The organism is Marinicauda pacifica, assembly GCF_004793635.1.
GTDB lineage: Bacteria > Pseudomonadota > Alphaproteobacteria > Caulobacterales > Maricaulaceae > Marinicauda > Marinicauda pacifica.
Map to the genome: position 1 here is coordinate 534,053 of NZ_SRXV01000002.1, position 21,212 is coordinate 555,264.

Genomic DNA, 21,212 nt, shown 5'->3' on the forward strand with positions numbered 1-21,212 from the left:
GCCGCGCGCTTGGGCCAGGCCAACCAGCTGCATCGCCTTGCAAAACAGCATGTCCGGAACGGAACTCCCGACCGCCATGGGAGTTCTTACGGCATCGAGGGCAAAGGGTTGGAGCCTGCTTTGGCGGAGAATTCAAAAGCGCACGACACCGACGGGCACGCCAGGCGCTCCAAGGCGGAGGCGGGCGACGCCGAGCTTGGCGAGTTCGGCAAGCGGCTCAGGCAAATCTATCAGGACACGGTCGACGAGCCGATTCCCGACGAGATGAAGTCTCTGCTCGACAGGCTGGACGACAACAGTAATGGGCGCTCCGATGGCGCAAGCTGACTCTTCGGCGTTCAAGACGGAGCTGGCCGAACTGATCCCGCATTTGCGGGCATTCGCCCGGAGTCTCTGCCACAACGCGGCCGAGGCCGACGACCTCGCGCAGGAAGCGCTGGTCAAGGCCTGGCGCGCCCGCGAAAGCTATACGCCCGGCACGAATTTGAAAGCCTGGGTCTTCATGATCCTGCGCAATCATTTCTATTCCGAACGCCGCAAGGCGTGGCGCAAGAACGAGGTCTCCACCGAAAAGGATATCGAGCGCCCCGGTCCGGCCACGGCCGCTCAGGATGCCTCTGTCCAGCTCGAGGAAGTGCGCCAGGCGCTCGACAGCTTGTCCGAAGAACAACGCGAGGCGCTGATCTTGGTGGGCGCGGGCGGGTTTTCTTACGAGGAAGCGGCCGAGATCTGCGGTTGCGCGGTCGGCACGATCAAGAGCCGCGTAAGCCGTGCGCGTGCCAACCTGCTTGAACTGCTGGAACGCAAGCAGTTGAAAAACAAGACACCTCATACCAGTTCGGTCATCGACACGCTGATGCAGGAAGCGGCCACGCGTGCCGGTGAACGCGAGCCAAAATGACCGTCCCGGCCCGCGCGCTCTTCGTGAAATCTGCTTTGTTTACCTGATTATTCGCCTACCCGGCGCTTTACGCGGCGAGCCGGACACCTATATGTTCAATGACTGGTGTATTATGATTTTAATATTTCGATCGGTGAATAATGAACGACTTTCCCGAAGACCTGAAGCCGTCGCAGGGCGCCAATCTCGGTGCGACCGAAGCAGGCGAACCTGAGGAAAGGATCAGCGAATCGCTCGATGCCTTTACCAAGGGTTTGAAAAATCTCTTCGATCAGACACTGGCAGAACCGATACCAGACAGCTTCAACGAGCTTCTCGACAAACTCGATGAGAAGTGGGAGGGCGATGAATGAAGACGCACACCACTCCGGGGCCCGACCCCAGCGATCCGACGGCATTCAAGAACGCGCTTGCCGAGCTCGTGCCATATCTTCGCGCCTTTGCTCGCAGCCTCTGCTCGAATGCGGCCGAAGCCGATGACCTGACCCAGGAGACGCTTCTCAAATCCTGGAAGGCCCGGATGAGCTTTCAGGCCGGGACCAATCTGAAAGGCTGGACCTTCAGGATCCTGCGCAATCACTTCTATTCCGAACAGCGCCGCGCCTGGCGCAAGAATGAAGTCTGTGACGAGGACGCCGGCGTCTCCACGGCCCGTGAGGCCAGCCAGAACTCGGCGATCGCGCTGGCCGAAGTGTACGAGGCCCTCGACACGCTCCCGGCCGATCAGCGTGAAGCGCTGATCCTGGTGGGAGCGGGCGGATTCTCGTACGAGGAGGCCGCAGAGGTCTGTGCCTGCGCCGTCGGCACCATCAAGAGCCGGGTCAGCCGGGCCCGCGCGACCCTGCTCGAGACGGTCAACTCAACCGAGACTTATCGCGACAAGAGCGCGAACGGCCGGGGGGCACTGAACAAGATTCTGAGCGAAGTCGAGCATCTCTCAGCCGATCTGGCCTCCAGCTAGAGTCCGAATCTACGCCGGGTGGGCCGGCGGACCGGTCTCCCGGCCCACCCTCCCTATTTCGGTTTCACCACGAAATTCACCAGCTTGCCGGGAACCGCGATCTCCTTGATCACGGTATTCTCCGCAAGCAGAGTCTGGACGCGCGCATCGGCCTTGGCCAATGCCATCAGCTTTTCCCGGTCCAGATTGGCCTCGCCATCAATCTTGTAACGGACCTTGCCATTCACCTGCACGACATATTCGGTCAGGTCGTCCTTGGCGAGATCGGCGTCGAATTGGGGCCACGGGGCATAGGCCAGCGTCTCTTCATGACCCAGCTTGCTCCAGAGCTCCTCGGCAATGTGAGGTGCCATCGGGGCCAGCAGCAGAACCAGAGTCTCTACAACCTCTCGCGGGCGCTCCTCGGTGCCGGTCAGCGCGTTGGTCAGCTCCATCAGGCGGGCGATCGCCGTGTTGAATCTGAGCCCTTCCAGGTCCTCGGTCACGGCCCGCACCGTCTTGTGGCGCAGTCGAACCAGCTCCTCCTGGCCGGCAAAATCGCCGACCTTGAGCGTATCGAGTTCGTCCTCGTCGTTCAGCACCACCCGCCACACACGCGACAGGAAGCGCTTCATGCCGCCCACCCCGCTGGTCTGCCACGGCTTGGTGACATCGAGCGGGCCCATGAACATCTCGTAGAGGCGGAGCGAATCCGCGCCATATTCAGACACGACGTCATCAGGATTGACGACGTTGTAGCGCGACTTGCTCATCTTATCGATCTTGCGCGTGACCGGCGTGTCTCCGGCAAAATACTTGCCGTCCCGGTCCTCGACCTCGCCCGGCTCGTAATACTTGCCCGCCTCGTCGCGATAGGAATAGGCCAGGATCATGCCCTGGTTGAACAGGCGCTGGAACGGTTCGCGGGTCGACACGACGCCGAGATCGTAGAGCACCTTGTGCCAGAAACGCGCGTAAAGCAGGTGAAGCACCGCGTGTTCAGCCCCGCCCACATACAGATCGACGGGCATCCAGTATTTTTCTTTTTCCGGGTCGACGAGCATGGACTCGTTGTCCGGATCGATGAAGCGCAGATAGTACCAGCACGACCCGGCCCATTGCGGCATCGTATTGGTCTCGCGCAGAGCCGGCTCGCCGGTTTCGGGATCGGTCGTGCGCACCCAGTCCTCGGCGCGCTCGAGCGGCGGGCGGCCGTCCTCGGTCGGCTTGTAGTCGTCGAGCTCCGGCGGCAGCAGCGGCAAGCTGTTTTCCGGGACAGGCACGATAGACCCGTCGGCCTTGTGCAGGATCGGGAAGGGCTCGCCCCAATAGCGCTGACGCGAGAAGAGCCAGTCGCGCAGCCGGTACTGGACCTTGCCCGCGCCGAGCTTCTCCTGCTCGAGCCAGGCGACCATCTTCGCCTTGGCATCGCTCACGGTCATCGCGTCCAGGAAGCCGGAGTTGACCGCCACGCCGTCGCCTGTCCAGGCCTCGGCCTGGATGTCGTGGCCCGGAGGCGACTGCACGACTTCGCGAATGGGCAGGTCGTAGAGCCTGGCAAACTCGTGATCGCGCGTGTCGTGGGCCGGGACCGCCATGATGGCGCCCGTGCCGTAACCCATCAGCACATAGTCCGCGACCCAGATCGGAAGGCGCTCGCCATTGACCGGATTGATGGCGTGAGCGCCTGTGAATACGCCAGACTTGCCCGCGTCCTCGCCAGTGCGTTCCTCTTCATCCTTCTCGGCCGCTTTCTTGCGATAGGCTGAAACCGCCTCGCGCTGCTCGTCAGCCGTGATCGCATCAACCAAAGGGTGCTCCGGAGCAAGGACCGCATAGGTGGCGCCGTAGAGCGTATCTGGACGGGTGGAGAAGACCGTGAAGCGCTCGCCGACGCCTTCAATCTCGAACGTGATATCCGCGCCTTCGGACCGACCGATCCAGTTGCGCTGCATCGCCTTGATGCCTTCAGGCCAGTCGACGTCCTCGAGGTCCTCCAGAAGGCGATCTGCAAAGGCGGTGATCTTGAGCATCCACTGACGCATCAGGCGTTGCTCGACCGGGTCTCCGGTCTCGACATACTTGCCGTCCTTCACCTCTTCATTGGCCAGCACCGTGCCTTGCGCCGGGCACCAGTTGACCGGCACCTCCGCCTGGTAGGCCAGACCCTTCTTGTAGAGCTGGAGGAAGATCCATTGCGTCCAGCGAATGAATTTGGGATCGGTGGTCGAGAGCTCGCGGCTCCAGTCATAGGAGAAGCCCAGTCGCTTGATCTGGCCGCGGAAGGTCGCGATGTTCTTCTTCGTGGTCACAGCCGGGTGCACGCCCGTGCGCATTGCGTAGCGCTCCGCGGGGAGCCCATAGGCATCCCACCCCATCGGATGAAGCACGTTGAATCCGCGCATCCGCTTGTAGCGCGAGTAGATATCGGTTGCCGTGTAGCCTTCGGGATGGCCGACATGAAGGCCGGCGCCAGACGGGTACGGGAACATGTCGAGGACGTAGATTTTCTCCCTGGAGAGATCCATCTCGGTCTTGAAGACTTCGTTCTCTTCCCAGAAATCCTGCCATTTCGGCTCAATCGCGCCGGCATCGTAAGCCATGAAACGTCCTCGTATGGCGTCTGAGCGCCTGCCCGTCACCGCGGGGTCGGGCAGCCCGTCCAGCGCATCTCTTGTTGAAAAACGGACACCCGGCGATGCAGGCACCCTGATCAGCGTTGAGCGCTATCGCTTCGCCAGTCAAATTTCAAGGCAATGCTGCCTTCGCGGCCATACCTCACGCGCGGCTGCACGGAACGCGGCCCTGGCGCCATGCTCGATTCAAGCACACACGCTGAATATCTTATTAGTCTTTGATCGCGTGTAATCTCTGTATTTACACCCGCGAAGCGCAGCCGATCACGGCTGCGGACTTTTCTGGAGGATCAGGCGATCTCTATCTCGGATTGGAAAATCGACGACCGCATGCTGGTTGTTGTTCTGGAAGACTGCAGGACGCCCGGCATGTTGGTCAACGGGATTTGCGAACTCGTCAGTATGTGTCCTGAGGTCAAGCCCTATGGCGTCATGATCGCCAGCGGGCCGCGCCTGTGCAGCAAGAGCTGCGCTGAGCCGCCCCTTCAAGACGATACCGGGGCCGCTTTGGTGTCGGCCGGGGTCGAACGTCTTGCCTTCGTCTGCGAGCAGGGCCTTCAGAGCATGGACGCGCTGGGCAAGACCTTCGTCGCTGTTGGCGGTGCCTATGCGTCTTTTCATGACACCCGCGAGGCGACTGAATGGCTACGCCTCAAAGAGCGAAGCGGGCCCGGCGCGGCCCCGGAGGACGCGCCGGACCTGATCGATTGGCTGGACGTTAAACGGCGCGCACGCGGTTGAGGAACTCACTGGTCTGAGCATCGAGCTCAGAGGTTTCACGTTCCACCGAGGTCGAGATCTCGACCACGGACTGCGCCTTCTGGCCGGTCTCCTGGCTTGACCGGGTCACACGCTGGATGCTCTCGGACACGCGCCGGGTATCGCCGGCCGCGCTCTGGGCCGAGGAGGCGATCTCGTTGGCGGCGCCGCGCTGCTGGTCGACCGCAGCCGAGATGGCCGAACTGACGGCATTCAGCTCGTCGATGACGCTGCGCATTTCCTCCACCGCCTGACCGACCGACTGGGTTGCACCCTGCATCTGGGCGATCTGGTTGGAAATCTGGCTTGTCGCGCTGGCCGTCTGGCTGGCGAGCGTCTTGACCTCGCTGGCGACGACCGCGAAGCCCTTGCCCGCTTCGCCGGCCCGGGCCGCCTCGATGGTGGCATTGAGGGCCAGAAGATTGGTCTGCTCGGCAATGTCGGAAATCAGTTTGAGCACTTCGCTGATCTGATTCGATGCCGTCGTAAGCTGGGCCATCTCGCTGCCCGCGCGGTTGATGCGGTCGAGGGCCCGCTGCGACACGCTCGAGGACCGGTCGACCTGCTGGACGATCTCGGAGACCGAGGCAGACAGTTCCTCAGCGGCAGACGCGACCGTCGCCACGGCACCGGACGCCGTTTCGCTCGCACCGGCGACGTCGCTGGCCTGGCCTTCGGTTTCACCCGAATGGCTCAGCATTTCCTGCGCGGCGGCGTTCATGGAGCCGGCCGACCGCGTCACGCTCTCGAGCGCACGCTTGGCCACGACTTCGAATTCGTGAACGAGGGCTTCGATCTGGCGGGCGCGCTGGGCCTGCTTTTCGCTGGCTTGAAGCTGCTCGGCTTTCAGGCTCTCCGCCTGACGGCCGTTTGCCCGGAACGTGGCGAGACTGGACACGATGGCGCCAAGCTCGTCCGAGCGGGCCAGATGACCGGTTTCGGTATCGAACCGACCCGCGGCGAGGCTCTCGGTCGCCTCGGCAATGCCGCGAACCGACCGGCCCACGGCCCGCCCGAAGCCCCAGGTCAAGGCCGCCAGGGCCAGTGCGGCCACAATGATGACCGCTGCGAAGATCTGCGTTGCCCGGTTGCTCGCACGGTCTGCTTCGGTTGCGGTCTGCTCAGCTTCAACCGCAGCACTCGACGTGAGAACGGTGATGTCGGCATTCAGGGTATCGAAAACCTCGTTGAACGGATCAAGGAAGCCGACCGCGCTGGCGAAGTCGAGTTCGAGCATCGAACCCACGACTTCCAGCCCGCCCTCATAGAGTTCGAGTTGTTCGACAATGCGCGCCAGGACAGCCTGACGGTCTGGGGTGGCCGCTTCGGTTTGAAGCGCGGCGACCTCTTCACGAAGCACCGAGACCCGGTTCATGAGCCTGTCAAAGCTGGAGGCAACGTCCGCGGCCCGACCGGCGGCCTGCTGGGTCAACAAGCGGTAGACGTCAGCGTCGATGGCCTCCAGGGCGCCAACCAGTTCGACCAGCTCGAGAGAGGCGTCCATCTGGCTGACCGTGCGTTGCTTCATCTCGGCAACCGAGTTCAGCGTAGCGACACCCAGCGTTGCCACACCCAGAAGGACCAGGACGGCCAGCGCAGGGGCAAAGGCAAACTTGATCAGGAAGGGCCAGTTGCGGAAAGCAAAGCGATTAGGGTGCGTCATTGACGTTCTCTCTCGTACAGGCACCTGTCCCGAAAACGATGCCGAATATTTCTGTCTTTAAAGTCGCCTTGGTAAACAAAGCGCTGCCAGACCGGGTGGCCAAGTGCCACCCGGTCTGGGCGACGCGGGATCTAGAAGGAGGCTGTCACCGACGCCCACAAACGGGACTCGAGCTCGGGTCCAGCATTGACGCGTTCGCCGCCGCCGTAGTTCAGCTGCGCGGCATTGGCTTCAACGGTGAGCTGATCAGTCAGCGCAAATGCAGCTCGAGCGGACAGTTCGATCTGGCTGTCAATCGCCTCGCGCGTGATAAGTCCGAACTGCGCCTGCCGGATTGCGGTGTGCTCATCGGTCACAGACGCAAAACCATCAAGGCTCCAGCGACCCTGGGTCCAGCCCAGATCGGCCTTTAGACGATAGCTTGGGGTGCTCGCTTCGAAGTCCACAGGATACACAAAGGCAACCTGGTTGACCGTCAGGTCGTCCTCGACGTCCAGAGCCGTAGCGCTCAGACGCCAGCGCCAAGCATCGGCTTGATTGGCGTCCTCAAGGCTAAGCTCCAGACCATTGACGGTTGTATCGCCTTGATTAGAAAACAGGAATTGCAGCGTCGGTGCGGCTGGCGGCAGCAAATCAGGGGCGGTGCCGAAAATCCCCTTGTAGTCTGCGGTCTCGGTCCGGAAGAGCGCCGCTTGGAAGCGTGCCGACTGGCCCAAGCCTGTTTCATAGGCAAGCTCGTAAGCCGTCACGATCGCAGGCTCGATCGATGGGTCTCCGGAGATACCCACAGGTATCGTGCCGAACGGCGTCGAAACCCTGGTGGAATGAGCCAGGCCGAACTCGACCAGGCTCGGGACCTGGACCCCTCGTGCCGTACTCGCACGAACCGTATGGCCGGCGGCCGGGATCCAGACGAGTGCAAAATTATATCCAAACTCTTCGATCGTGCGATCGTAGTCAGCCTGTTCAAAGACCGACAGGGCCGGATTGGGAGAGGCCGTACGCGAAAGGCTCAATGAGTCGAAACGAACGGCACCCGTTGCTTCGAGTGTGGCGGTCAGCGTACGATTCCACATCGCCGACAAGGAGGCGACATCGTACTCGGTAACACCATCAGAAGCTGAGAGCGTGGGATCCAGCTCGTTATGCCGGTACTCCGCCCCAAAGCGAAGCGTATTGTTGGCTCCGACTTTCGAAAGGAGCTGGAGCTGCCCGACCGTAACGGAGTTATCGAACGGGATATTGTCGCTCTGCGCCGAGGTGGTCGAGTAACCAACATAAGCGTCGTTGCGGTACACACGGGCGCTCAGGAGCCCGAGTCCGGTATCGGCCTCAAGCTCGCCCTTGTAGGAGGCAAGCTGGGTATCGGTATAGCCAAGCTGGTAGTATGGCAGCAATTCCGTTTGGATCGTATGTGCATAGGTCGCTTCTGCACTGAAGCGGATCGAGTCAGTCAGTTGGCCCTGGAGCTCGAGTGCGCCGCGAACACGATCCCAAGGCTCGTTCGCAGTGTAGCCTTCCTCCGAACCGCGCACACCCCCGTCGAACTCGTCGGCTTTTCCGGCGCCGAGACTGGCGCGAACGGCGAACCGCTCTCCGAGCTGGCGGCCAAACACGCCCGAGGCTTCACGGTACTCGCCACTCCCTGCACTTGCCGTTACGGACGCCCATTCATCCTGGCTCGGGTCACGCGTAATGATATTCACCACACCGGAAACCGCGTTGAACCCGTATAGGGCTGCCTGGGGGCCTTTCACGACCTCGATCTGCTGAATCTCATCCAGCTGCACGGGCAGAGCCGACCAGTTCACGTAGGCATAGTGATCGAGATAGACCTGTCGTCCGTCGATCAGGACCAGAAGACGCGGGTTGTACGGCTGATTGTATCCGCGGATGGATACGTCCGCCTGGCCGCGCGTGTAGCGGTCCACATCGACACCAGCATAGCGGCCAAGAATGTCGGCGATATCAAGCGCCGGGAAACGAGCTATGTCCTCGCGCGTGATGATGATCATGGTGGCGGGCACTTCGGACGCGCGCTGAGGGGCGCCGGTAGCGCCGAGCGTGACCGGCTCGCCGAACATGTCTTGCATGGTGGCGTAGTCGATGGACTGTGCAGAGGCGGAGGCGGCCGCAACAAGGGCGGCGACCGAGCCGAGAAGAACGGTTTTCATGGGGAGTATCCTGATAGAGATATGTATTGGAAGGGTCAGAGTTCTTCGACCATCATCGAGAATGCGGTCTCGAAGCTGACGTTGGCTGTGCTGGCCGCGCCGCGGTTCAGCAGAATCCGTACGGCCGGGCTGCTTTGCACGCCCATCACGCACGCGCCGCTCTGAACGCAACCGAGGTCGGTCGAGACCGTGAGGACGCCTTGCGAGGTCACGGCCGTAGCGGTCGGGCTGGAGGCGGCGGCGCCAAGCATGATCGCGGCATCCGCACCAGCGACGGAGGACGCATCGCTTGCAGGAACGAGGCGCGATGTCAGCGTCACCCGACCCGCCGACATGCCACCGGACATCAGCGCGTGCAGCGCCTCCGCCTCTGCCGCGCTGGCCGCGTCGTAGACGATGGCCACGGTGCGATCGCTTCCGCTCCCGCCCTGCATGAATGATACCGCGCGACCGATGACTTCGAGGTCGCGCTGGGTCGTTTCAGCGTGCGCTGTACCAGCCATCAGCAGACCGCCTGCAAGCGCTAAGAAAAGGGTGTGTTTCATGTATCTGTCCCGTTAGATCCTGCATCAATTGGGTTGATGAAGCCGCTTCATGGGACCGAGAATGCTTCCAGATCGTTACTACGATATCAGTAGGTTATTAAAAATTATTACCTGCTCACTGAGTGGGTTCACTAAATGGCTATTTTAATTGGCCTATTTTTGTAATTTTGCCCAACCAAACCTGTGTAGAATTTTTTATTCACGTCTTGCGGGATAGTGAGAATGATTGTCGCAATCAGTTAATCGACGCCGATCCATTTATGCGTTTGCAGACTCAGCGCCCATTTCGGGTGGCGGAGACAATACTCAAACGCCTGTTTTGCGTTCGCCATCTGCTCCGGGCCGTCCATGGGCTGAAGCCGGAAGGTCTCGAAATCGAGATGCTCGAAGGCTTCCGGCGGCGCATCAGCCTGGGGGAAGACAAGCTTGAGTTCGTGACCGCGGGTCTGCACGAGAGGCGCGGTTGATTTCGGGCTGACACAAATCCAGTCCAGTCCGGCGGGCGCGGCAATTGTGCCGTTGGTTTCTACCGCGACTTCAAAGCCGCGCGCATGCAGCGCGTCGATCAGGGCAGGGTCAAGCTGGAGCAGGGGCTCCCCGCCGGTGCAGACGACCAAGGGTCGGCCGCCTCCAGGCCAGAAGGAAAGAACATGTTCGGCCAGCGCTTCGGCCGTCTTGAACTTGCCGCCATTCTGCCCGTCCGTGCCGACAAAATCAGTGTCACAGAACCGGCAGATCGCCGTTTCGCGGTCGCGCTCCAGACCGGTCCAGAGATTGCAACCGGCAAAGCGCAGGAACACGGCAGGGCGCCCGGTTTGGCCACCCTCCCCCTGAACGGTCAGGAATGCTTCCTTGACGGAATAGGTCATGAGGCGCCGCCGCTGAATCCATTCCAGCCGTGCGCGCGCAACTCGCAGGCCGGGCAATCTCCGCACCCGTATCCCCAGGCGTGGAGCGTGCCCCGGACGCCGCGATAGCAGGTATGGGTCTCCTCCACGATCAGGTGGACAAGCCGGTCACCGCCCAGCGACTGGGCCAGCTGCCACGTCTCGGCCTTGGTGAGGTCCATCAGCGGCGTCTCGATCTTGATCGGCTGGTCCAGACCCAGGGCCAGCGCGCGTTCCTGGGCTGCGAGGGTGTCGGCCCGGCAATCGGGGTAACCGGAATAGTCTGTCTGGCACATGCCGCCGACAAGCACCGCGGTGCCGCGCCGGTAGGCATGCGCGGCAGCCACGGTCAGGAAGACGAGGTTGCGTCCCGGCACGAAGGTGGTCGGCAGCCCCTTCTCCCCCATCTCGATCTCGCGCTCGGCCGTCAGCGCGCTCTCGGCGAGGCGACCATATCCAAAAAGATCGACCAGCAGGTCGTCACCAAGTCTGACCGCCCAGTCCGAATTGATCTGGACGATCTGCTCACGCACGCGCTCCCGGGCTCGAAGCTCCACCTCGTGGCGCTGCCCATAATCAAAGCCGATCGTCTCCACGCGCTCATAGCGCTGCAGCGCCCAGGCCAGACAGGTGGCAGAATCCTGGCCGCCGGAGAAAAGGACGAGCGCCGATGACGAGTCTGTTTCAGACATGGTGTGCTCCAGAGCCTGAGAGTGCGCTCACCAAGGAGATGAAGCGCCGTTCCATACGCGGATTGGATCGCGGGCGCAAAAGCCGTGCGCGAGTAGCCGCGATATGGGATCGCGTGAACCCTCTGTCGAGCGCCTGAATATGAAACAGGCCCGGGCTGAGCCCGGGCCTGCAGATGGTGCCGATCTGACGCTGGCGCCTACATACGCCAGTTCAGCGAAACGCCAACAATATCAGCCGAATTGTCGAATTCACCGACCAACCGGTCTCCGGAATTTCCGGCCTGATCGATCGGGGCATCAGCAAAGAAGAGATGCTGGTAACCGGCATCGACCGTTACGCTCTCGCGCGGCGTCCAGGACAGGCCAAGGGCTGCGATCACGCGATCCGCGTCCGGCGTGCGCGCAGAGCGGAAATCGCCCTCGGACGGGCTCTTGTCGTAGGCGAGACCGGCGCGCAGGGTGAGATCGTCCCAGCGGCTGTACTCGGCGCCGATGGCATAGCGGAACGTGTTCTGGTAGCGGAGCTCTTCCACCGTCCTGGGCTGCGCCGGGTTGGCATAGTTGACCTCGAGCGCTTCAAGATTGCCCTCCCAACCGGTCCAGCTCACATCGCTCATTACGGCCCATTCGCTGTTGAGCTGATGGCGGATGCCGATAGAGGCAGTTTGCGGCAGGTCCAGCGGCGCGCTCGCGCCGGTATCGGTAAACGCCGGGTCGATAATCTGGCCGATAGCCGTGGGGACGGTGAAGTCCGCCTCACCCTCCAGGTCGTGGCTGACTTCAGAGCGATAGGCGATACCGATCCGGGTACCCGGACTGACGTCGAGCAGCACGCCCAGATTCCAGCCAAACGACCAGTCATCGCCCTCCAGGTGGACAAACCCGTCCGCCTGCTGAGGCAGAGCACCTATGGCCGAACACGTTCCAGGCGCGCCCGGTTCAACCTGCGACAGACAGACCGCGCCGAAATCAATCGCGTTGCTGAGTTCCACATCGGCGTATTGCGCGCTCACACCGCCACCGAGGGACAGCCATTCATTCACGCGGTAGCCGAGGCTGGCGTTCAAGTCGACCGCCATCAGATTGGATTCGACCGCATGATAGCGTCCGATCCAATCGGGCTCATAGTCGGTCGACAGACCAAAGGGTGCCGCCACCGATGCGCCAACCCACAAGCGGTCGTTGATCGGCGCGGCAATGTAGAGGCTGGGGACAGCCGTGTCCTGGAACAGATCTCCGCCATCGCCGCCCGAGAGCGGATTGCCGAGGGCATCGACAGAGCCGCCATCCGAGAATTCGCCATCGCCGATAATATATTGCAGGCCGCCATTGACCTGCAGCCCGTCCAGCTTGGTCATCCCGGCCGGGTTGGAGAAAACGGTGGTCGCATCCGCAGCCAGCGTGGTGTTGCCGGCCTGTGCGAGGCCGAGGTCGCGCGCGGAGTATTCCTTGATCTGGAACCCGCCGGCGAGCGCCGGCGCCGTTGCGCTGGCCGCCGCAAGTGTGGCGAGGGAGGCAGAAACTGAAAAGGCACGGAGGGGGAGAGCCATGGTATCATTGTCCTGAAGAAGCGTATGTTCGGTTTTTGCGCCTGCGAAGCACGGCGGACAAAGCTGAGCGCTGGCACAGCTGCAGCGCAGCAAAATGCACGCGTGCGTCGCCTTGCCGCCCTGTCGTCGAAGGAACTGCGCTCCTAACTCTTGCGTTCCACGAGGAACAAGTTCCGGTCTCAGTTGGGAGGGCCTTCGATGTCGAATTGGCGTGCGAATACCATCAGCAAGCCGCTGATGAAGTGGTACGCAAGCGTGCTGCCCGAAATGTCAGACACAGAAAGCCAGGCCATCGAGGCCGGCACCGTCTGGTGGGATCGTGAACTCATGTCCGGAAAACCGGACTGGGAGTATCTGCAAAAACTATCCGTCGGGACGCTGAGCGACGCCGAGCAGGCCTTCATCGACGGCCCGCTGCAGACCCTGTGCGCAATGCTGGACGATTGGGAAATCGAGCATGAGCAGCGCGACCTGCCCGCGGAGGTCTGGAAGTTCCTGATCTCCAACGGATTCTTCGCGATGATCATTCCGACCGAGTACGGTGGCAAGGGCTTCTCGGCCTATGCCCACTCCGAGATCGTGCGCACCATAGCCACTCGCTCGATCACCGCGGCCGTGACGGTCATGGTGCCCAACTCACTCGGCCCGGGCGAGTTGCTGATGCTCTACGGAACGAAGGAACAGAAGAATCATTACCTGCCGCGCCTGGCCAGCGGCGAGGAGATACCCTGCTTCGCCCTGACAGGGGTCGAAGCCGGCTCGGATGCATCCGCGATGACCGATTTCGGCGTCGTGGTGGAGCGCGAGGTTGACGGCGAAAAGACGCTCGGCGTCGAGATCACCTGCAACAAGCGCTACATCACGCTGGCCCCGGTTGCGACGATTGCCGGCCTCGCCTTCAAGATGTCCGACCCTGACGGCCTTCTGGGTGGTGAGAAGGATCTGGGCATCACGGTCGCTCTGGTGCCCACCGATACGCCGGGGCTCGACACGGGCCGACGACACCTCCCCTCGGGCATCTCGTTCATGAACGGGCCGGTGCGCGGCGAGAAGGTCTTCGTGCCCCTGACCCAGATCCTGGGTGACCGTGACCAGATCGGCCAGGGCTGGAAAATGCTGATGGGCGCTCTCGCAGCGGGCCGGGGCATTTCCCTGCCTTCCATGAGTTGTGCAGGCGCCGCTGTCGCTGCGCATTCGTCCGGCGCCTACGCGCGCATTCGCCATCAGTTCGGACTGCCTGTAAGCGCATTCGAGGGGGTCCGCGAACCGCTGGCCCGCATCGCCGGGACCGCCTACCTGCTGGATGGCGCCCGCCTTTTGACAACTGCCGGGATCGACGCGGGCGAGAAACCCGCCGTGGTCTCCGCGATCATGAAATACCATGCCACCGAGCGGCTTCGCATGGCGGTCAACGACGCCATGGACATCCATGGGGGCAAGGCGATCTGCGAGGGGCCACGCAATCACCTGTCGACCGCGTACAAGTCCATCCCCGTGGCGATTACCGTGGAGGGCGCCAATATCCTGACCCGCAGCCTGATCATCTTCGGTCAGGGTGCGATCCGGTGCCATCCCTATATTCTCGACGAGATGAAAGCGGTCGCCAACACGGACCGCGAACAAGGCCTGAAAGACTTCGACAAGCTGCTGTTTGCCCATGTCTGGCACGATATCAAGAACTTCACCCGGAGTGTGGCGCACGGCCTGACATTCGGCCGGTTTGCCTACGCGCCGGAAGGCGCAGACGACCTGGCGTCCTATTACCGCGCCCTATCGCACGCGAGCGTGCGCTTGGCGGTGATGTCTGAAACGGCACTCGGCGTGCTAGGCGGCGCCCTCAAGCGCAAGGAGACGTTGTCTGCGCGGCTGGGCGACGTTCTGGCCGAAATCTACCTCTTGTCCGGCGCTCTCAAACGATTTGAAGCCGACGGCCGGCCCGAGGCCGACCGGCCACTCCTCGACTGGTGCTTCGAAGACGGGCTCTACCGGATTCAGGAGCGCCTCCAGAGCGTCGTGCGGAACTTCCCCGGCCTCCACTGGCGCATGCTTACCTCGGCCGTACTGGCCCCGGTGGGGATGCATCGCAGCCCGCCCTCCGACAAACTCATGAACAAGGTTGCGGATCTGATCACCACGCCGTGCGCCACGCGCGACCGGCTGACCCGAGGCGTTTTCGTAGGCAAACCCGACGAGCCGCTGGGCCGGATCGAAGCCGCCTTCGCGGCAGTCGTCCAGCGCGACGAATTGCTGAAGAAGGTGAAGAAGGCCGGAGTCAAACTTGATACCGCCGTAGAAAACGGCGTGTTGACCGAGGAACAGCGCGCCGAGATTGATCGGACGGACAGCCTCATCCGTGATGTGCTTGTCACGGACGATTTCGAACCCGAAGAACTTCAGGGAGCCACACTATCGCCCAGCGCACGCAAGGATCAGGACGCCGCGTAGTCGTCATTGACGGCGCGCGCACACCCTTCATCAAGGCCCAGGGCCGGCCGGGGCCATTCTCGCCGGTCGATCTGGCCGTGGCAGCCGGACAGGCGCTCATGTTGCGCCAACCCGAGGCCATGGCCGCGGTTGAGGAGGTTATACTGGGCTGCGGGGCGCCAACCTCCGAAGCGCCGAATACGGCGCGCGTGGCCGCGCTGCGCATCGGACTGGGTGAGGACATCCCGGCGTTCTCGGTGCAGAGGAATTGCGGCTCAGGCATGCAGTCGATCGATACCGGCTACAAATACATCGCGGACGGCCGGGCCGACGTGATCCTGGCGGGCGGAACCGATGCCCTTTCGCATGCGCCGCTGGAATTGAAATCGGAAACGGCCGAATGGTTGGCCGATCTAAGAAGCGCGAAATCACCGCAACGCCTGAAGGTCGCTGCCGAATTTCGCCCGCGCATGGCCGAGCCGGTCGTCAGTCTGATCAGGGGTCTGACCGACGATGTCGTCGACCTCGGCATGGGCGAAACCGCAGAAGTTCTCGCCCATGAATGGCAGATTACGAGAGAGGCCGCCGACACTTACGCGCTAGGCAGCCACAATCGACTGGCCCGGGTGCAGGACGAGGGCTGGCTGGAAGAAGAGGTCGTCACGCTCTTTTCTCCCGACGGCAAGGTTTACGACCGTGATGACGGCGTGCGTCCGAACACATCGATGGACAAGCTGGCAAGTTTGGACGCTGCCTTCGAGCCGCCCCACGGCCAGGTCACCCCGGGCAATTCCTCCCAGGTCACGGATGGCGCGGCCTGGCTGATCCTGGCCAGCGAGGAGGCCGCCGAAAAGCTTGGCGCCGAACCGCTGGGCGTGATCGAGGACAGCGAGTGGGCGGCACTGGACCCCAAGCGCATGGGCCTTGGCCCCGTGCTTGCCTCCACGCCCGTGCTCACGCGGCACGGACTCTCGCTGGACGATCTCGACCTTTGGGAAATCAACGAGGCATTCGCCGCGCAGGTACTCGCCTGTCTGGCGGCCTGGCAGGACAAGGCATTCTGCAAGGACCGCCTCGGCCTGGACAGCGCATTGGGCGCGATCAAGCGCGACAAGCTGAACATCGATGGCGGGGCCATCAGTCTCGGCCATCCGGTAGGAGCGAGCGGAACCCGCATCGTGCTGCACGCTCTCAATGCGCTGAAGCGCACGGGCGGCAAGCGTGCCATTGCGACTGAGTGCATTGGCGGCGGCCAGGGCGGCGCCATGCTTGTCAGCAGCCTTTGAGGAAACCCGATGGCCGATATGTGGACAATCGAACGCGACGATGAAGGCATCGCCTGGGTCGGGCTCGATGCCCCCGGCAAGAGTACCAACACGTTGGACCGTCAGGTTCTGGATGCCTTTGAAACCGTCATCTCCGGCTTCGAGAAGAATCCGCCCAACGGGATCGTGCTGTATTCGAAGAAAGAAGCGGGCTTCATTGCCGGCGCCGATATCGAGATGCTGGGCGAACTTGAAGAAGAGGTGCTGCGCGGCGTGCTCGAAGACGGCAAAGCCTTGCTCGACCGCTTCGAGGCGCTGCCATGCGCAAGCGTTGCGATGATCCACGGCCACTGCCTGGGCGGCGGCCTGGAAGTGGCTCTGGCGTGCGACCGTCGTGTGGCACGCACCGACGCTGAGGCCGGGTCTCCCGAGGTCAAGCTGGGACTGATACCCGGTCTTGGCGCCAGCTATCGCCTGCCCGCTCTCCTGGGCGCGGCCGAGGGCATGAAACTCGTGCTCACGGGCAAGACCCTTGATGCCGAAGCCGCAAGATCGGCCGGCCTGTTCGACGAGGTCGTCCCGGAACGCCATCTGCGCACAGCCGCTCGTGCCGCAATCAGGAAGGGCAAGCGCGGGAAGAAGGCGCACAAATCCTTCAAGGAGGGGGCGCTGGACACCCGCCCGGCACGCGCTCTTACCGCCCGTCAGATGCGCAAGAAGACCTCTGAGAAGTTGCGCGAAGAGCACTACCCCGCACCGTTCAGAATGATCGACGCGTTCGAGGAGTACGGGGTCAGCCGCGATCTTCTCGAGGAAGAGACCGATCTCTTCGTGGACCTCGCCCAGACTAAAACCTCCAGAAATCTGCGCCGCGTCTTCATGCTGCGCGAGAAGATGAAGCATCAGGCCGAGCTGCCTCCCGGCAAGCTGGAGATCGGTCATGTCCACGTGATCGGTGCCGGGGAGATGGGCGCGGAGATCGCGGCCTGGGCGGCGCTGAAGGGATTCGAGGTCTCCCTGACCGACATCGACAGGGACGTTCTGGCAAAGGCCGTTCAAAAGGCGCATCGCCTCTTCGAGACCGAGGACGACGAAATCAAGTCGCGCGGCGATTTGCGTCCACCGCGCAACCGTTTCATCGCCGACCTGGCCGGGGACGGGGTGAAGGCGGCTGATCTCGTCATCGACGCGTTGCCGGAAAAGCTCGAGCTGAAAAGCGACGTCTTCGGCGAGCTGGAAGGCCGCATGAAGGACACGGCGCTGATCGCGACGAACACGTCGAGCCTGCGTCTCAAAGACATGGCCGGCGCGCTGAAGAAGCCGGGGCGCCTTGTGGGGCTGCACTTCTTCAATCCGGTTCGCAAGATGCCGCTGGTCGAGGTGGTCAAGGCCGGGCGCACCACCAAGCGCGCCATGACACAGGCCGCCGCCTTTGCCGTCGCGATCGACAAGACGGCGGTCGCGTGCGCGGATTCGCCAGGCTTCATCGTCAATCGCGCGCTTACGCCCTACCTGCTTGAAGCAGCCCGCATGCTCGAGGAAGGCTACAAGCCGGAGCTGATCGATGCTGCCGCAGAACGCTTCGGCATGGCACAAGGCCCCGTCGAGGTCGCCGACCATGTCGGTCTGGACATTGCGCTTGATGTCGCCCGCCACCTCAAGGAGGCCTTTCCCGAACAGGTCGGCGAAATTCCGCAACGTATTTGCGACCTTGTGGAAGAGGGACATTTCGGCGTCAAATCGGGCCGTGGCTTCTATACCTACCAGGATGGCGAGCCGGAGAAGGACGACCTTGATGACGACGAATGCGATCCGGAGAGTCTCGACGCCATGGCCGACCGGCTGATCCTGCCCTTGCTCAATGCCTGTGCAGCGCTGATCCGCGAGGAGGTCGTATCGGACTCCGACGAAATCGACGCTGCACTGATTTTCGGAGCCGGTTTTGCGCCCTTCCGGGGCGGGCCGATCACGTATGCGAGGGAGCGGGGCGTGAAAACGGTCGTATCCTCCCTGAAAGCGCTGCAGAAAGAGCACGAGGCCGCGCGTTTCAAACCGGATGATGGCTGGAAATCTCTCACCGCATGAGCGCGCCTGCCGCCTTCACCCTGCCCGAGGGGCGCTCGCACTTCACGAACGCGGACGCGGTCGTCGAGCAGACCATCGCCCATGTCGGTTCGCGCATCGTGCTCGGCCTGCCGCTGGCTCTGGGAAAGGCCAATCACCTGGCCAATGCGTTCTACCAACGCGCCAAGGCCGATGCCTCGATCGACCTGACCATCTATACCGCGTTGACATTGCAGGCGCCCCGGGCCCCGAACGCCCTGGCCGCCCGCCTGCTCGATCCGATTTCGCAGCGGCTCTACGAGGGCTATCCCGAGCTGGACTACGCCCGCGACAGGTCGCGCAACGCACTGCCGGACAATGTCACGGTGAAGGAGTTCTTCCTGCCGCCGGGATCGCTTCTGAACAACGCTTATGCCCAGCGCAATTATGTCAGCTCGAACTACACGATGGCGGCTCGCGATATCCTCGATGCCGGGCTGAACGTTATCGCCCAGATGGTCGCCCCCGAACCCGGGGGAAAAGGCTTCTCGCTGTCCTGCAACCCGGACCTGTCCCTGGACCTGGTTCCGGAGCTCAGACGGCGCGCTGCGCGCGGCGATAACGTCGCTATCCTCGGAGAAATAAACGCTAGTCTGCCATTCCTCGGACATGAAGCCCGTGTCGAACGCGACTGGTTTGACGCTATCTACGACGCGGGGCGCTACACGCTCTTCCCGGTTCCCGCTCCGTCGGTCAGCGCGGCCGATCACGCCATCGGCCTGAACGCGGCGAGCCTGATGCGCGACGGTGGAACACTGCAACTGGGGATAGGCGCGCTGTCGGATGCCGTCAGCCATGCCCTGAGATTGCGCGAGAGCGAGAATGCGGTCTTCAAGCGGATCTTGCTGGCCTTGCAGAGCCCGCAGGACCGCGCCGTCCGCGACCGGCTGGGCGGCGTGGAGCCCTTCGCAACCGGACTTTACGCCTGCAGCGAAATGGTCACCGACGGGCTGCTGACCCTATTCGAGGACGGGGTGGTGCGGCGCCAGGCCGAAAACGGCATCAGCCTGCATGGCGGATTCTACCTGGGGCCGGCGCGCCTGTACGAGCGCCTGCGCGATCTCGAGCCGGAGCTGCGCGAGGCCCTGTCGATGACCCGGATCTCCTTCATCAACGACCTGTTCGGCGACGAAGCCCAGTCGAGGCGCGACCGGCGCGACGCGCGCTTCTTCAATTCGGCCATGCGGGTGAACGGGCGCGGCGCGGCGCTGTCCGATACGCTGGAGGACGGGCGCGTGGTGTCGGGGGTGGGCGGCCAGTATAATTTTGCCGCGATGGGCCATGCGCTGGAAGATGGCCGCTCGGTCATCCTGGTGCGCGCGACGCGGTCGTCGGGCGGGGCGGTGCAGTCCAATATCGTGTGGACCGGCGGCGAGGTGACGGTGCCGCGCCATCTGCGCGACATCGTCGTGACCGAGTACGGGATTGCCGACCTGCGCGGCCAGACCGACCGCGAGGTCGCGGTGCGCCTGGCCCGCATCTGCGACAGCCGGTTTCAGGACGAATTCCTGGACGCGGCCCGGGCGGCCGGCAAGGTGGAGCCCGGCTTCACCCTGCCCGACGAGGCCCGGCAGAACACGCCGGATCGCGTGAAGGCAGCACTGAAGACGGCGCGCGAAGCCGGCCATTTGCCCGACTATCCGTTCGGCAGCGACCTCACCGGCGAGGAGCAGGCGCTCAAGCTCGCGCTGGAGTGGCTGAAGGAGCGTACGGCGACGAAGCTGGACCGGGCACGCACAGTGGCGCGGGCGGCAAAATACTGGAACCCGCCGAACGGTCTGAGGTCCTGTCTGAAACGCATGAAGCTCGACCGGGTCTCGGGACCGGGCGAGAAGATCGAACAGATGCTGATCAGCCTCGCCGTGACCGAAACCCGCAAGGCCGATTGAGGGACTGTTCTCTCAGGTCCTCAGGTCTGCGCTGCGCTCCGCCGGCCGAAGGCCGAGCCGGGGGCCTCTGAAGGAGAGGACTGCCTCTCTTTCCTGGCGAAAGTCAGGACCCAGGAGAGGACGGGGCGGCGTCATCGGATCACGGTGCTCTACGCTCTCTGGGTCCCAGCTTTCGCTGGGAAAGAGCAATTCTTAGCGCTGTGAAATAACCCCCACCTTTCGTCATTCCGGGCGAGCAAAGCGAGACCTTAGACCCCAGAGAGGACAGGGTGCCAACGTGCGTCATCCGACCCTTCGAGGCTCGCTACGCTCGCACCTCAGTGTGAGGGGATGGGCGACATCGAGTGACGAAAACCATCTATATATCAAAGCCTTAAAACCAACCCGCCTCCCTCATGCTGAGGTGCCCGGCTGACAGCCGGGCCTCGAAGCATCGGAGGGCAAATACCCCTGCGAGGTCCTTAGGTCGGCGCTGCGCGCCGCCCGGGATTTCAGGGGACCGGAATTTTCAGCGCGTCACGCGCTCGCCTGGACGCCGGCCTCGCTGGCGCAATGGCCGCAGCAATAGACCGCGCCATCCGCTTCCAGCCCGTGGCCGATCACGCGCGTGCTGCACTGCGCGCAACGCGGGGCGAGCTGTTCGATGGCGCATTCGAAGCAATCATAAGTGTGCGACTTGCCCTTCATCGTGATCTCGATGGGCGAGTGATAATCGTTTCCGCACTGTTCGCACCGGGCCATGGAGTCAACCTCCTTTTTCGCGTGTGTCCTCCTGACGAAACCC

17 protein-coding genes are annotated in these 21,212 nt (G+C 62.8%); 9 read left to right on the forward strand and 8 right to left on the reverse strand.

All coding sequences use genetic code 11. The features are described 5' to 3' along the window. The first annotated feature begins 9 nt into the window (after nucleotides 1-9). The 4 genes from E5162_RS08840 (at nucleotide 10) to E5162_RS08855 (ending at nucleotide 1,862) form a co-directional block, all read left to right on the forward strand. On the forward strand, nucleotides 10-327 hold the full coding sequence (locus E5162_RS08840) for a NepR family anti-sigma factor (protein ID WP_135944874.1): 318 nt from the start codon (nucleotides 10-12) through the stop codon (nucleotides 325-327). Next, the gene (locus E5162_RS08845) at nucleotides 314-901 is read left to right on the forward strand and encodes a sigma-70 family RNA polymerase sigma factor (protein ID WP_135944875.1); all 588 of its coding nucleotides are present in this window, start codon (nucleotides 314-316) and stop codon (nucleotides 899-901) included. The genes E5162_RS08840 and E5162_RS08845 overlap by 14 nt, the downstream gene beginning before the upstream one ends. Before the next feature lie 140 nt (nucleotides 902-1,041). Then, a complete protein-coding gene (locus tag E5162_RS08850; RefSeq protein ID WP_135944876.1) occupies nucleotides 1,042-1,254 on the forward strand; it encodes a NepR family anti-sigma factor in 213 nt (70 codons plus the stop codon). Continuing rightward, nucleotides 1,251-1,862, forward strand: coding sequence for a sigma-70 family RNA polymerase sigma factor (locus E5162_RS08855; RefSeq protein ID WP_135944877.1), 612 nt, complete (start codon nucleotides 1,251-1,253; stop codon nucleotides 1,860-1,862). The genes E5162_RS08850 and E5162_RS08855 overlap by 4 nt, the downstream gene beginning before the upstream one ends. A 53-nt stretch (nucleotides 1,863-1,915) precedes the next feature. On the opposite strand, the gene leuS is transcribed toward E5162_RS08855, so the two are convergent. Beyond that, nucleotides 1,916-4,444 (reverse strand): leucine--tRNA ligase, encoded by a 2,529-nt coding sequence (gene leuS, locus E5162_RS08860; RefSeq protein ID WP_135944878.1) that lies wholly within the window; start codon nucleotides 4,442-4,444, stop codon nucleotides 1,916-1,918. Nucleotides 4,445-4,846: 402 nt separating this feature from the next. On the opposite strand from leuS, the gene E5162_RS08870 reads away from it, so the two are divergent. After that, the gene (locus E5162_RS08870) at nucleotides 4,847-5,218 is read left to right on the forward strand and encodes a hypothetical protein (protein WP_135944880.1); all 372 of its coding nucleotides are present in this window, start codon (nucleotides 4,847-4,849) and stop codon (nucleotides 5,216-5,218) included. On the opposite strand, the gene E5162_RS08875 is transcribed toward E5162_RS08870, so the two are convergent. The 6 genes from E5162_RS08875 to E5162_RS08900 all read right to left on the reverse strand — a co-directional run bounded on the left by E5162_RS08875 (nucleotide 5,196) and on the right by E5162_RS08900 (nucleotide 12,747). Further along, nucleotides 5,196-6,899 (reverse strand): methyl-accepting chemotaxis protein, encoded by a 1,704-nt coding sequence (locus tag E5162_RS08875; RefSeq protein ID WP_135944881.1) that lies wholly within the window; start codon nucleotides 6,897-6,899, stop codon nucleotides 5,196-5,198. The two genes, E5162_RS08870 and E5162_RS08875, sit on opposite strands and share 23 nt — an antisense overlap. Before the next feature lie 131 nt (nucleotides 6,900-7,030). Beyond that, the gene (locus tag E5162_RS08880) at nucleotides 7,031-9,073 is read right to left on the reverse strand and encodes a TonB-dependent receptor plug domain-containing protein (RefSeq protein WP_135944882.1); all 2,043 of its coding nucleotides are present in this window, start codon (nucleotides 9,071-9,073) and stop codon (nucleotides 7,031-7,033) included. A gap of 35 nt (nucleotides 9,074-9,108) precedes the next feature. Further along, entirely contained in the window at nucleotides 9,109-9,618 is a 510-nt protein-coding gene (locus E5162_RS08885; protein WP_135944883.1) for a hypothetical protein, read from the reverse strand. Nucleotides 9,619-9,857: 239 nt separating this feature from the next. Continuing rightward, nucleotides 9,858-10,487 carry a 7-carboxy-7-deazaguanine synthase gene (queE, locus tag E5162_RS08890; RefSeq protein ID WP_135944884.1) on the reverse strand — a complete coding sequence of 210 codons (630 nt, stop codon included), beginning with the start codon at nucleotides 10,485-10,487 and terminating at the stop codon, nucleotides 9,858-9,860. After that, complete coding sequence (queC, locus tag E5162_RS08895) at nucleotides 10,484-11,197, reverse strand: 7-cyano-7-deazaguanine synthase QueC (protein WP_135944885.1); 714 nt, start codon at nucleotides 11,195-11,197, stop codon at nucleotides 10,484-10,486. Before queC ends, queE begins: the two co-directional genes overlap by 4 nt. Before the next feature lie 197 nt (nucleotides 11,198-11,394). Further along, on the reverse strand, nucleotides 11,395-12,747 hold the full coding sequence (locus E5162_RS08900) for an OmpP1/FadL family transporter (RefSeq protein WP_135944886.1): 1,353 nt from the start codon (nucleotides 12,745-12,747) through the stop codon (nucleotides 11,395-11,397). A 198-nt stretch (nucleotides 12,748-12,945) separates the two neighbouring features. Here E5162_RS08900 and E5162_RS08905 point away from each other — a divergent pair, with 198 nt between their 5' ends. Genes E5162_RS08905 through E5162_RS08920 form a run of 4 tightly spaced genes read left to right on the forward strand, consistent with a single transcriptional unit; the run spans nucleotide 12,946 to nucleotide 20,428 of the window. Further along, nucleotides 12,946-15,192: an acyl-CoA dehydrogenase gene (locus tag E5162_RS08905; protein WP_135944887.1), complete on the forward strand. Its 2,247-nt coding sequence runs from the start codon at nucleotides 12,946-12,948 to the stop codon at nucleotides 15,190-15,192. Beyond that, the gene (locus tag E5162_RS08910) at nucleotides 15,156-16,457 is read left to right on the forward strand and encodes an acetyl-CoA C-acetyltransferase (RefSeq protein WP_135944888.1); all 1,302 of its coding nucleotides are present in this window, start codon (nucleotides 15,156-15,158) and stop codon (nucleotides 16,455-16,457) included. The genes E5162_RS08905 and E5162_RS08910 overlap by 37 nt, the downstream gene beginning before the upstream one ends. Nucleotides 16,458-16,466: 9 nt before the next feature. Further along, nucleotides 16,467-18,521 carry a 3-hydroxyacyl-CoA dehydrogenase NAD-binding domain-containing protein gene (locus E5162_RS08915; RefSeq protein ID WP_135944889.1) on the forward strand — a complete coding sequence of 685 codons (2,055 nt, stop codon included), beginning with the start codon at nucleotides 16,467-16,469 and terminating at the stop codon, nucleotides 18,519-18,521. Further along, a complete protein-coding gene (locus tag E5162_RS08920; protein WP_135944890.1) occupies nucleotides 18,518-20,428 on the forward strand; it encodes an acetyl-CoA hydrolase/transferase C-terminal domain-containing protein in 1,911 nt (636 codons plus the stop codon). The genes E5162_RS08915 and E5162_RS08920 overlap by 4 nt, the downstream gene beginning before the upstream one ends. A gap of 516 nt (nucleotides 20,429-20,944) precedes the next feature. Here the strand turns inward: E5162_RS08920 and E5162_RS08925 are convergent. Next, nucleotides 20,945-21,169, reverse strand: coding sequence for a hypothetical protein (locus E5162_RS08925; RefSeq protein ID WP_135944891.1), 225 nt, complete (start codon nucleotides 21,167-21,169; stop codon nucleotides 20,945-20,947). Nucleotides 21,170-21,212: the final 43 nt, after the last annotated feature.

Coding starts and splice junctions, on each gene's coding strand:
- queE (WP_135944884.1), bottom strand. CDS start 10,487: ATGACCTATTCCGTCAAGGAAGCATTCCTGACCGTTCAGGGGGAGGGT.
- leuS (WP_135944878.1), bottom strand. CDS start 4,444: ATGGCTTACGATGCCGGCGCGATTGAGCCGAAATGGCAGGATTTCTGG.
- E5162_RS08885 (WP_135944883.1), bottom strand. CDS start 9,618: ATGAAACACACCCTTTTCTTAGCGCTTGCAGGCGGTCTGCTGATGGCT.
- E5162_RS08870 (WP_135944880.1), top strand. CDS start 4,847: ATGTTGGTCAACGGGATTTGCGAACTCGTCAGTATGTGTCCTGAGGTC.
- E5162_RS08880 (WP_135944882.1), bottom strand. CDS start 9,073: ATGAAAACCGTTCTTCTCGGCTCGGTCGCCGCCCTTGTTGCGGCCGCC.
- E5162_RS08845 (WP_135944875.1), top strand. CDS start 314: ATGGCGCAAGCTGACTCTTCGGCGTTCAAGACGGAGCTGGCCGAACTG.
- E5162_RS08900 (WP_135944886.1), bottom strand. CDS start 12,747: ATGGCTCTCCCCCTCCGTGCCTTTTCAGTTTCTGCCTCCCTCGCCACA.
- E5162_RS08925 (WP_135944891.1), bottom strand. CDS start 21,169: ATGGCCCGGTGCGAACAGTGCGGAAACGATTATCACTCGCCCATCGAG.
- queC (WP_135944885.1), bottom strand. CDS start 11,197: ATGTCTGAAACAGACTCGTCATCGGCGCTCGTCCTTTTCTCCGGCGGC.
- E5162_RS08915 (WP_135944889.1), top strand. CDS start 16,467: ATGGCCGATATGTGGACAATCGAACGCGACGATGAAGGCATCGCCTGG.
- E5162_RS08855 (WP_135944877.1), top strand. CDS start 1,251: ATGAAGACGCACACCACTCCGGGGCCCGACCCCAGCGATCCGACGGCA.
- E5162_RS08905 (WP_135944887.1), top strand. CDS start 12,946: ATGTCGAATTGGCGTGCGAATACCATCAGCAAGCCGCTGATGAAGTGG.
- E5162_RS08920 (WP_135944890.1), top strand. CDS start 18,518: ATGAGCGCGCCTGCCGCCTTCACCCTGCCCGAGGGGCGCTCGCACTTC.
- E5162_RS08875 (WP_135944881.1), bottom strand. CDS start 6,899: ATGACGCACCCTAATCGCTTTGCTTTCCGCAACTGGCCCTTCCTGATC.
- E5162_RS08850 (WP_135944876.1), top strand. CDS start 1,042: ATGAACGACTTTCCCGAAGACCTGAAGCCGTCGCAGGGCGCCAATCTC.